The sequence below is a fragment of the Myxococcus sp. AS-1-15 genome (assembly GCF_020037055.1).
Taxonomy (GTDB): domain Bacteria; phylum Myxococcota; class Myxococcia; order Myxococcales; family Myxococcaceae; genus Myxococcus; species Myxococcus fulvus.
Genome location: NZ_JAIQDF010000035.1, coordinates 1 through 10707, shown reverse-complemented (window position 1 = coordinate 10707; position 10707 = coordinate 1). Strand labels below are relative to the sequence as shown.

At 70.1% G+C, this 10707-nt stretch carries 14 protein-coding genes; 6 read left to right on the top strand and 8 right to left on the bottom strand.

Annotated elements, in window-relative coordinates:
• The 4 genes from K8625_RS43010 to K8625_RS42995 all read left to right on the top strand — a co-directional run.
• Positions 1–381, top strand: a 381-nt coding sequence (locus K8625_RS43010; protein ID WP_223786019.1) for a hypothetical protein, incomplete at its 5' end; no start/stop codon positions are given.
• A 168-nt stretch (positions 382–549) separates the two neighbouring features.
• A complete protein-coding gene (locus K8625_RS43005; protein ID WP_223786018.1) occupies positions 550–1503 on the top strand; it encodes a hypothetical protein in 954 nt (317 codons plus the stop codon).
• A 2-nt stretch (positions 1504–1505) separates the two neighbouring features.
• Positions 1506–1910: a hypothetical protein gene (locus tag K8625_RS43000; RefSeq protein ID WP_223786017.1), complete on the top strand. Its 405-nt coding sequence runs from the start codon at positions 1506–1508 to the stop codon at positions 1908–1910.
• 263 nt (positions 1911–2173) lie between these two features.
• Entirely contained in the window at positions 2174–2551 is a 378-nt protein-coding gene (locus tag K8625_RS42995; protein ID WP_223786016.1) for a hypothetical protein, read from the top strand.
• 43 nt (positions 2552–2594) lie between these two features.
• On the opposite strand, the gene K8625_RS42990 is transcribed toward K8625_RS42995, so the two are convergent.
• Positions 2595–3305 (bottom strand): DNA methyltransferase, encoded by a 711-nt coding sequence (locus K8625_RS42990; protein WP_223786015.1) that lies wholly within the window; start codon positions 3303–3305, stop codon positions 2595–2597.
• A 141-nt stretch (positions 3306–3446) separates the two neighbouring features.
• Here K8625_RS42990 and K8625_RS42985 point away from each other — a divergent pair, with 141 nt between their 5' ends.
• Positions 3447–3758, top strand: coding sequence for a hypothetical protein (locus tag K8625_RS42985; RefSeq protein WP_223786014.1), 312 nt, complete (start codon positions 3447–3449; stop codon positions 3756–3758).
• 36 nt (positions 3759–3794) lie between these two features.
• Here K8625_RS42985 and K8625_RS42980 read toward each other — a convergent pair whose 3' ends face one another.
• From K8625_RS42980 to K8625_RS42965, 4 genes are all read right to left on the bottom strand, one after another.
• Positions 3795–3968, bottom strand: a complete 174-nt coding sequence (locus tag K8625_RS42980; protein ID WP_223786013.1) for a hypothetical protein — start codon at positions 3966–3968, stop codon at positions 3795–3797.
• Positions 3969–4003: 35 nt separating this feature from the next.
• Entirely contained in the window at positions 4004–4642 is a 639-nt protein-coding gene (locus K8625_RS42975; protein ID WP_223786012.1) for a hypothetical protein, read from the bottom strand.
• A gap of 182 nt (positions 4643–4824) precedes the next feature.
• A complete protein-coding gene (locus tag K8625_RS42970) occupies positions 4825–5277 on the bottom strand; it encodes an NlpC/P60 family protein (RefSeq protein WP_223786011.1) in 453 nt (150 codons plus the stop codon).
• Positions 5278–5303: 26 nt separating this feature from the next.
• On the bottom strand, positions 5304–5903 hold the full coding sequence (locus K8625_RS42965; RefSeq protein WP_223786010.1) for a hypothetical protein: 600 nt from the start codon (positions 5901–5903) through the stop codon (positions 5304–5306).
• A 72-nt stretch (positions 5904–5975) separates the two neighbouring features.
• On the opposite strand from K8625_RS42965, the gene K8625_RS42960 reads away from it, so the two are divergent.
• Positions 5976–6272, top strand: a complete 297-nt coding sequence (locus tag K8625_RS42960; RefSeq protein ID WP_223786009.1) for a hypothetical protein — start codon at positions 5976–5978, stop codon at positions 6270–6272.
• On the opposite strand, the gene K8625_RS42955 is transcribed toward K8625_RS42960, so the two are convergent.
• The 3 genes from K8625_RS42955 to K8625_RS42945 form a co-directional block, all read right to left on the bottom strand.
• Positions 6224–6757, bottom strand: coding sequence for a hypothetical protein (locus K8625_RS42955; RefSeq protein ID WP_223786008.1), 534 nt, complete (start codon positions 6755–6757; stop codon positions 6224–6226). The genes K8625_RS42960 and K8625_RS42955 overlap by 49 nt on opposite strands.
• A gap of 17 nt (positions 6758–6774) precedes the next feature.
• Complete coding sequence (locus K8625_RS42950; protein WP_223786007.1) at positions 6775–8880, bottom strand: Hint domain-containing protein; 2106 nt, start codon at positions 8878–8880, stop codon at positions 6775–6777.
• A gap of 9 nt (positions 8881–8889) precedes the next feature.
• Positions 8890–10707 (bottom strand): host specificity protein J (locus K8625_RS42945; protein WP_223786006.1); only part of this gene is annotated, 1818 nt, incomplete at its 5' end.

The window sequence follows — 10707 nt, the reverse complement described above, 5'->3', positions numbered from 1 at the left end:
GCCCAGGCGGGCGTCGTCGTCGTCCCGTGCGGAGCCGGGCAGTGCAAGACGGTGGACTCCCAGGGCACCGGGGCCTGTCGGTGCGGCAGCATCGACGCCAACGGCGTCTGTGCTTCGGCGGACGGCACCAGCACCGCGCGTCCCAACACGCACTTCGTCTGCGCGTCAGCCCTCGGCATTCTCATAGCGGAGAACTGCGGGGCGCGGACGGGCTCCAGCGCGGGCCTGTGCTCCACGTTCCTGACGTCCCTGGGGCGCGTGACGTCCTGCTTCTGCGACACCTGCACCCTCGGCGCTGGCGGGGAGTGCCGTCCGTTGTGCAGCAACCCCAACGCCTGCCGCTACAACTCCGCGGGGAACTTCCACACCTGCGGCTTCTGACGCGCCTTCACCCGGACCTGGCCGCGGAGCTGCCCATGGGCTGTGCCGAGAGGCCGTGCGTCCACCTGTCTCTCACCTCAGCCGGAGTCCACCATGGAGCCCATCCGCACACGCACTTCGCCTCTTGTCCCTCTCCTGCGAGAGCCCGCTGACGGGCTTTCGCGGGCGATGCAGGCCACTCCCCTCGCCACCCGCCTCGACAACTTCATCGAGGCCTTCCCCACGCGAGCGTCCGCAACCAGCACGCTCGTGCCCGTCGGCGCGGCGCAGTCGACGGCGGCCGCGCTCAAGCCCAGTGAGGCCGACACCGCGAAGGCACCGACGGAGGACGCGCCGAAGGAGAAGGGGTTCTTCGCCCGAGTCGGCGCGGCCATCGGCAGCGCCATCAACCGGGCCGCCGATGCGGTGGGGGGGCTGGTGACGGGCGCGGTGGAAGCCACCGTCGGCACGCTGCGCAACACCGTCGAGTCTGTGGGCACCGTCTTCCGCGGCCTGGGCAACATCTTCACGGGGCGATTCCGCGAGGGCTTCACCCAGCTTGGGTTGGGTCTCGTGAAGGGGCTCCAGACGCCGCTGGACGCCACCCTCATCCTCGGCGGGCGCGCCATCAGCGCGGTGCAGACGCTGCTCGGCATCGAGCCGGTCCGCCGAAGCCTCACGGACGACGAAGTCTCCGCGCTCCGCACTGCGTACGGAGACTCCATCGACTACTCGCGCATCTCCATCAAGGAGGGCAGCGCGGGGCTCTTCTCCCTCTCCGGCCGGGCGTTCACCCACGGCGACACCATCTACATCCCGAAGAAGGACCTGCCGCTGCAGCTCGACTTGCTCGTCCACGAGGTGGGACACGTCTGGCAGCACCAGAATGGGGGCACCGACTACATGAGCGAGGCACTCGTCGCGCAGTTCTTCGGCGACGGGTACAACGTCCTCAAGGCCCTGCGCGAGGGCAAGGCATGGGAGGACATGAATCCGGAACAGCAGGCGGAGATGCTCGAGCTGGGCTTCAAGTCGGGGCACCTGGAGGACGCGTCCATCCCCTTCATCCTGGAGGGAGAGGACTACACCGCGCAGCTCGACGCGGCGCTGCGCGAGGTGCGCGCGGGCCGGGGGGCACCGTAGCCATGGCCCTCCGACGCCTTCCCTTCCTCGTCGCGCTGCTTGTGGCCGCGCTCACCAGCGCCTGCGAGCCGCCCCTCCACGTTCAGCTCGCCTCCGCGGAGGAGTCCCTCCCCTCCCCAGCCTTCGTCATCCGCGAGCCCTCCCGCGCCGAGGGCCCACGGTACGACCTGGTTCGCGTCAGCCTCCTGGACGGGACGCCGGTGTGGGCCATCCACGCCCGCGGCTCGCTCGGAGGCAGCGGCCCTGCGCGCCTCGTGTACGGAGTGGTGCCCAACGGTTTCGAGGAGGTGCAGCCCGCCGTGCCACTGGAGACCGGTCGCACCTACTCCATCGCCGTTTCGGGCGAGGGGCGCGGAGGGCTCCACGTCCGCGTCCAGGAGGACGGGAGCCTCACGACAGCGCCATAAGTCCCGTCGCGTGTGATTCCCGGGGGACAGTGGGCCGAGCAGGTCGCCTCGGTGGTGCGCCATGCATGCCCTGACGCGCGGCAGCGGGCGGTGCACTGGGGGTCACGCGACCACTGCCGCGCGCCCATGGCACCGCGTATCTTCCGTGCCATTCTCCACAGGGGGAGTCCATTCACATGAGCACAGGCCCGCATCGGGAACATTGCCGACGACAGCACCGAATCATCGGAGTCCACCTCTGCATCGAGGCATGGCGCGGCGGAATGGACACGGTGATTGTTGGGCGACGTGACCTTGAATCCGTTCTCAAGCTCGAACGGTTCAAGGGCACTCGACTTCGCTGGCTTCGGGAGGACATCAAAGAGTGGTTCCCGGAACAAACATTGCTCCATACCAAAGAGACCAGGATGCTTGGCACGCGCAGGGGCGCGCGACTTTTCAGCGGCATCGCCTTGTCGAGAGTGAAGCTCGATGCGCGGTTTCGCCAGCTCACGCCAGCCTCACACGACATGCCGTCGTGGGTTGCCTACCTCCGAAATTGTGAGTTGAAAGTGAGCCAGGTCGAGTTCACCAGTGAGGAGGAACTGGTGACGCGCCTCGCTCTTCTTGCGACAGGACTCCCGGCCACAGGGGCAAGGTAGCAGCAGCGCCCATCCCAGAGTCCCGGAGTGCGCGCGCACGCCATCAAGCAGCATCCGCCGAGCACACACGCGCTGCGGCTTCCAGTCTCTGGGCTGCCGCTTCGCAGTACCGCTCCTCGAGCTCGACGCCCACGGCCCGGCGGCCGAGCTGCTGCGCGGCCAGCAGCGTGGCGCCGCTCCCCGCGAACGGGTCCAACACGAGGCCGTCCTCCGGGCAGCCCCGCGCCACGAGGAAGACCATCAGCTCGATGGGCTTCTCGGTGGGGTGCGTGCGCCTCTTCGGCGCGACGGGCGGGAAGGAAGGCAACACCGCGCCGTGGCGCTTTCCCAGAAGCGGACGGCGCTTCGGCCCGGCGCCGTGGAGCACCACCTCGTAGTCCGGGGCGAAGGAGCCCTCACAGTCCCCGGTGCCTCCACGGTTCTTCCACCAGATGAGGGCGCCCTTCATGCCCATGTGCGGCGCCATGGCGTCGTGGAAGTCCGGCCACGATGCCCAGTGGCAGAAGACGAAGGCGTGGGAATCCTCGGCCAGGACACTACTCGCGGCGGTGAGCGCCTGGCGGAACACCCTCATCCCCTGGCGCGCGCCGTCGGCGCGAATCGGAGCGGCCCCTTTCGACTTCGAGGCCCAGGCCATCCCGTAGGGCGGGTCCGTGAGCAGCAAGTCCACGGAGTGAGACGGGAGGTCCAGCAGCAGGTCGCGGCAGTCGGCGTGGTACAGAGTGAGGGTGTCGTTCTCATAGTAGGGCTTCACGTGCAGGGGCTCGTTGCGCTTCGGGTAGGACTGCGACTTCAGGCGCACTGCACATGCGATGCCTCCGGTCTAATGCCCTCGCGCCCCACTGTCCGGCGCCACTATCGGTCGCATAGCCTCGCAGACACCCAAGGAGGGGACATGGAGTCAATCCGGTGGCATCCGATTCATCAGGAGTACGTCATTCGTCGCGATGGTGACGAGTCAATCACGACCACGATTTTTCCACAGCAGCATGGCGAGGCCCTGTTCGGCGCAGCAGTCCGCGGTGGGCTGCTGTTGAAGCTCGTCACGAACCACGGTTCCCAAATCTCCTTTGTTCGTGGAGAAACGGCCGCTTATGAGGTGCTGCGCCCGGCGTTGCGCTCTGATCCAACCCTTCCGCGCTCGAAGCACGCCGAACGCTCAGCATCGGAGGCGACTGATTTTGCGTTGAAGCGCAAACCGCGATGAGAGAGGCCAGACGGGACTCCGCCGTCTGGCCCAATCTCACAGCCCGAACGTCCAGCGGGCGCCGATCCCAGCCATCCGCGCACGCTCGTTGGCCTCGGCAAAGCTGAAGAAGCCGAGGTCCGGACGGAGCCGGGCTCCCGCCTCAAGCCGCGCGTACCAGCCTGAAAGGCTGGACGCGCCGGCCTGGGCCTCGAGATAGCCCGTCCTCACCGGCACCTCAGCGAGGACGCGGTCGAGCCCCGCGGCTACTTCCCGCCGCGGGGCATCTGAGGGACCGCCACCACCGCAGAGCCCACGGGGGCCAGCGCGGCCGCAGCACCGATGGCGCCGAGCGCCGTCGGGTCCACGAGCGCCGTCACGCTCGTCTTCGCGCTCGCCTTGACCGACTTCATGCGGTCCAGAGCGGACTCGATGAGACTGGAGAGGAACGTGCCCACGTTGCTCGCGGTGAGCTGGAAAACCTCCTGCAACTCGGCGAGACCGCGCTCACCCAGGCTCTTGAGGAGCTGGTCCAGCGCCGCATCCTTGAGTTGCTTGAACTCGGCAGGGGTCAGGACACCATCGGCCGTCGCCGCGACAAGCTTGGGCTTCAGGGTCACCTCCACGTCCCGAACGATGGACTCGGCGAGCGCCGTGACGCGGGCTCCGACGGCGGCGAGCTTCGACGAGTCGGCCTGTGCCTGGAACCGCTGCGTCAGGCCGGTCAACCGCGAGGTGATGACGGCCACAACGGCGGCGAAGAGGATGGGCACCACCTGGGCCAGCGCGTTGAGCAGGATGGACGTCAGGCTGGGGATGGGCGCGGGGTCGCCCGTGTCTGCGAGCGCGAACGGGGCGAACAGGGCAACCGCGACGACGGCGGCCAGGGAGAACAGCTTCTTCATGGGGTTGGACTCCTTGGACTGCGAGTGGGACTACGAGGACGAAACGGGAGGCCATGCGCCGCGCTAGGCGCAGCGGAGTCGGAAGCGCGTGGCAGCCGACAGGGAGCGCCTCGCGGGCACGTCCACGTCGGCGACGTTTCGGTGGCCGAGAAGCCCGCAGACGGCGCGCCAAGACATGGCGCTCACGAGCGGAACGGAAGGCGACGCAGGCCCATGCGCCGCGCGCGGTAGTCGAGGCTGCCGAACACCTTCACGCACGCATTGGCCTTGGTGGCGTCGGCCAGCGTCCGGGTGGTGCTCCCGCCTCCGGAGGCGCCCACCACGACGCCTCCTCCGACGTGCACCATGACGTGCTCCGCATCGAGGGGCGCGCCCTTGCGGTGGTACAATACCAGGTCCCCGGGCAGCAGTTCCTCCTCCTTCGGCACGGCGAGGCACTGCGCCAGCAGCACATCGGTGTTGTGGGAGTACCGCCAGTCCGGGCCACCCACCTCGCGCAGCGCCCAGGTGACCAACCCGGAGCAGTCGAAGACACGTTGGTTGGTGGCGCTATCGCGCTCACCCTTGCCTCCCCACCGGTAGGGCTCGTGCATCTGCGAGAGGACGGCGACGACGAAGGCGTTGCGCTGGGGCACGACGTGCTCCTGAGCCTGCGGGGAAGTCACTGGCGACGGCGAGGAGGCAGGGCCGGCTCCTCGTGGTGGAGAGCAGGCGCGGGCGGTGCCACCTGGACGAACCAGCGGCCCAGCTCGCGCAGCCCGGCCAGCCCCAGCACCGCGACGAGCGCGCCCACCACCCAGAGGGCCCCGGCGATGCGCGAGGAGCGGTGCTCGCCGCCCGTCACGCGCGCGGACAAGTCGGGGATGGACTTCACCAGCGCGTCCTGGGCGACGTGCCGCGCGTCCTGCACGTCGAGCCGCTCCTCCAGCTTGTCCATGCGCTCGTTGAGCCGCTCGACGAGCTTGGGCACCGCCTCGACGACGGACTTCTGCTCGGTGACGCGCCGGTCGACGCTGTCCACCCGCTCGTCCACACGGCGCACGTGCTCTTCAATCCGCCGGACCTGTTCCGCCGTCGCCATGCGCTCGGCCAGAGCGCGCAACTCCTCGCGCATGGACTCGATGAGGCGGTGCGTGTCGATGGCGTACTTCTCGGACGTGCGCTTCGCCTCGTCAGCGCGCGCGGCGACGGCCTCCAGCTTCTCGCCGTGCCGGGCGAAGTCTTCTCGAAGGCTGGGCCGGGGGGAGGCGGCGGGGGACATGGCCGGCATCGTCCGGGCAGACGAGGACGCCTTCCGGCGCCGGCACGGCGCGTGCTTTCCCACCAGCCCAGCATGGACACGGCACAGCGAGAGGCGCTCTCACATCGCCTGGTGGTGACGGAGGCGGGTTACGCAGAGGCCGTCTCGCGGATGGACGGCAGTCTCGGCGCGCGGACGCGGCTGGCTACCGCCCGCGAGCGCTACCGCGCCGCCGAGGAGGCCGCCATTGAAGTCCTCGGCGCGGGCGAGGCACTAGAGCTGGTGGAGACGCTCCACGAGCGCTTCCACTCGCGAGCGGCAGGCGCCCCCAGCAGCCCGACTCACACCATGCCGCCGAGGGCCGCGTCCTTGCCGATGCTGAGGAGGTAGTCGCGGAACACCTCCCACGTGTTGCCGGGGACGAGTCCTCGCGCGAAGGCGTTGGCCTGCCACTCGCGCAGCAGCCCGTCCGCGCGCAGCAGCGGCCAGGGCCGACCCGCCGCGGTGCGCGCCTCTAGCATGAGGCGCTCGAGCTCTCCCGCGGCCTCCAGGAAGGTGGCCGCTGGGTGGGCCACCAGCCAGTCGTAGGCCGCGGACTTCGCGGGGTAGCGCTCCTCCTGGGCCGCCAGCTCGAGCGCGGAGTACTTGCCCCAGTCGTCGGTGAGTCCCCCGCCCCCGGCCTGCAACACCTGCAGCTCGCCCTCCAACCCCGCGCGCTCCACCTGGAGCGCCTGGCCGACGCCAGCGAAGTGGCGCGAGGCCGAGGCGGCCGCGTCCTGCTGGCCGCGCACGCGCGCAAGCTGGCATGTCACGTCGCGCCGACGGGCCTCGATGGCGTTGCGCTGGTACACCTCTTCTGGGGTGAGGGGCGGCATGGGCAGTCTCCGGGGCGCTACTCGCGAGGCTTGGCGTTGTGCGACAGCAGGCCCTGCACGTTGTACGTGCGGGCGCCGTGGACGGTGAGGCGGACGACGTCCCCCTCCCCCTCCTCCTCGACGGCCAGGACGCGGCCGGGCCGCGAGCCGAGGAGGACGTCCCCGGGCTGCAGGGCGTTGAGCGCCATCCACCCGGCGCCCTCCACGAAGAGGGGGTGGAGGCTGGAGGCGACGAGGGCGCGGCCGTCCTCCAGCAGTAGACGGTGTCGGCGCGCGCGCGCCCGCTGCACCGCCGCCACCTGGTAGGCGTCCAGCTTCAGCGTCACCTCGTGCCGGGTGAGGACGCGCATTCCGGGCTGCACCAGCTCCGCCGGCAGCTCGCTCCCGTCGTCCATGAGGATGGGCTCCCACGGCGCGGGGCAGTAGCCGCCTCCGTCGCTGCCACCGCCACCGCCGCCGCCGTCCGGGGTGCCCGCGCCAATGGGGGAGGCGTACTGGCTGCCGAGGGCCGTGTTGCGGATGGAGACGGGCGTGAACCACTTCGAGGCGCTGGGCCCGTACGCGTTGACGACGGACACCAGCAAGTACCAGACGGACGTCGTCGTCGAGGTGAGGGCCGTGGCGGAGCCGGCGAACATGTACTGGAGGGACGCCCGAGCCTGGTTGTTGGCCGAGGACTCGGTGGCGTCCTGGTACACCCTGTCGGTGAGCGCGACGTGCAGCACCTGCTGGCGGTAGGCACTCCCAGCTGTCGGCCGCAGCCACAACTCCACCCGCGCGTACCGCAGGCCGTCCAGGTTGTCGTCCAGCGCCTGGGGCTGGAGGAAGAGCTGCCAGGTGGCCCAGGACAGCGTGGACGTGGTGATGTTGTCCGCGCACTCCACCCGCAGCCTGTCGATGTTGGGCGCCCCGCCGCGCACCGCCCCCTGGTTGTTGCCTCGGTAGAAGCAGCGGTTGCCGGGCCCCGGGCCGTCCAGTGTGACGAGCCCCTTGTAGAAGAGCGCCTCGAGCGGGTAGCGGCCCACCTGGAGATTCTGGCTGGCCACCTTCAGCGCCACGCCGACGTTGTCCAGCTTCGCACCCGCCACGGGGATGCCGCTGCCGTCCTCCGCGTAGTTGGACGTCTGCAACGTGTTGGCCGACAGCAAGTCGAACGTCACCGAGCGCCGCAGGCTGAGGGCGTCCAGGTACACGGCCTTGCCCACGTCCGCGGGGGCCACGTTGAGCTCCCAGACGAAGAGGACGCCGGTGCACCCAGCCGGGCACGCCCCCTTCACCTTGAAGCGCTGGTAGCTGGTGGAGACGCCGTTGAGGGGCGTGGCCGTGTTGGCGCCCGCGTAGTTGCCCGAGGCGTCCGTCCAGAAGAGGTAGAGACCACCGCCGTAGTTGCTGGTGAGGGGCGCAGACGCCTTCACCCAGGCCTCGGCGGAGAACTCGTCCCCGGCCGAGCACGGGATTCGCCGCGTCCACACCGCGGTGCGGTACCCGGGCGCGTTGAGGGGCACGCGCCGGCACCAGCGCCCCTCGCGCGCGTTGGCCACGTCCTCCACGAGGAAGTCTCCCTCGGGCGACAGGCCCAGCGCCGCGGTGCCCGCCTCCGAGTAGCCGTTGGGCACCAGGTTGTCCGAGGGCGGCAGCAGCAGGTGCTGCGTGGCGATGGCGGCCGGCGCCACCTTCGGCGACGTCACCGCCTCGGGGGCCAGCAGCTTGCTGACGACGCTGCCGTCCGGAACGTTGGACAGCGTCTCCGTCGCCACGGTGACGGTGTCCGGGTCCGCGACGACGGCGCCACCCAGCACGCGCCAGCTCCCCTCGGCGCCGCTGGTGTAGCGCGTCTGCACCGCAGCCTGTACCGACACGGACGTCTTCGGCCGCAGAGACACCACTACCCGGCGCTCCGTGGGCCCCACCCTCACAGGCTCCACCAGGTACGAGTCCGTGTCGTTGGGGTTGTCCCCTGTGTAGACGACGACGGTGTAGCCCGCCAGCAGGTGCAGCGGCCGCTCCTCGGCGTGCGACCATTCGATGGTGAACTGCTTCGCCTTGACGATGCGAGGGCGCGGCTGTCCTGTCACGCCTTCGTCGTACACCCCACCCAGAAGCTCTCTTTCGCGCGAGCGCATGTTGTCCCTTCAGGGGGGCGGCTCGTCCGACACCGTCATGGTGATGGAGGACGGCACCGTGGGCGTGGACACGACGGAGACGCTGGCCGCGTGGGTGGAGTAGTTGCCGGAGGTGTCCACCGCCTTGAGGCGCACGACGGAGACGCCGACGAAGGGCAGCGCCCATTCGAAGGAGGTGGCGCGCACCTTGGCGATGAGGGAGGCCGTCTCCCAGCTCCCGCCGCCGTGGCGCAGCTCGTACATGTCCCTGTCCAAGTCAGGGATTTCTACCCACCGAAGGGTGGCGGTGTTGCCGTTGAGGGCGTACGTGAAGCCCTCAACGTCCGAGGGCGGGGCCGCCTTGCCCAGCACCGTGTACGCAGCCTCCGCGAAGGCAGTGACGAAGCCGCCGCCCAGGACGGTGGCCACCTGGACGCGGTAGGGCCCCGGGGGGATGTCCTGGAGTTCCCAGTAGTGCGTCTCGACGCGCGCCTCGGGGCTCCAGTTGCCCTCGGACAGCCGCCAGCGCACGACGTAGGCCGTGGCCCCCGGGTGCTGTGTCCACCGCGCGTTGAGGGACACCTTCAGCCCGCCGTTGGTCGTCTTGTAGAGGCCCTCGCCCAGGGCCAGTCCCTGCGGCGGCGACGAGGACGGCAGCGCGGAGGTGGGCAGGGGCTGCAACTGCACGCCCTGCTCCACGGCCGCGTACTTCCCGGGGTGGTGCGCCAGCGCCGTCACCTCGTACACGTGTGGCTCCACCTCGGCGACGGACAGCACGCGCCACGGAGTGGGCACCAAGTCGTTGGCCGCCAGCACCCAGACGGCCTGGGGCACGGGCGCCGCGGAGAAGGGCGTCGCCAGCGTCAGCGCGCGGTACGGCGCGGGGGCCAGGGGCGCCACCGGACGCTCCTCCACCTTGCCGTCCGGCAGCACCACGGAGAGGGAGTACGTGTGCCCCGCCTCGAGGTGGACGTCCGAGTCCAGTTCCACGCGCGAGTCCGTGGCCTCCACCACACGCCCACCCCAGCGCCGGCCCGCCCGCGTCGGGTCCGCCACCTTCACCACCGCGCCCGGGTTGCGCAGCGCGCCCTCCAGGCCGGTGCGGAACACCACCGTCTCCGTCTCCAGCCTCTCGGTGTGCAGCAGCCAGCGGCCCACGCGCTGCGCCTGGCCGCGCGAGGTGCAGCCCAGGGCCACCACGTCCGTGGGGTTGTAGCCGTAGTCGCGCAGCCCGTCCTCGTCCGCCACGTACTCCACCGCGGCCTTGTAGTGGTTGGCCGGGTCATTCCACGTCACCAGCGCCACCGTGTGGCGCGCACGGCGCGAGGTGCCCGAGTACGTGAAGAGGCCGTCCACCACGTTGGCCGGGGTGAAGAGGTACTCCGCGTCGCGCGGCGCGTCCTGGGCCACGTAAACCGCGCCGCTGGCCCAGTAGACGAGTCCTCGGAAGACGGAGGCCAGGTTGCTCACCACCTGGTACGCGTCCGCCTGCGTCTGGAGGTAGAGGTTGCAGGTGAAGCGCGGCTCCTGGCCTCCCTTCCCGTCCGGCACAAGCTCGTCGCAGTAGCGGGCAACCGTGTACAGGCCCCACTTGTCCACCTGGGACTCGTCCAGGTAGCGGCCCAGTCCGTAGCGCTTCGTCGTCAGCAAGTCGTAGAGGCACCAGGCCGGGTTGTCCGTCCACGCCACGTGGAAGGTGCCGTCCCAGGTGCCCGAGTACTCGCGCGTCTGCGGGTTGTAGTTGCTGGGCACCCGCACCTTCAGCCCGCGGATGCGGTAGCTGCGCGCCGGCACGCTGCCGAATTGCTTCGCGGACACCTGGAGGGCCACCAGCGCGGTGTTGGGGAA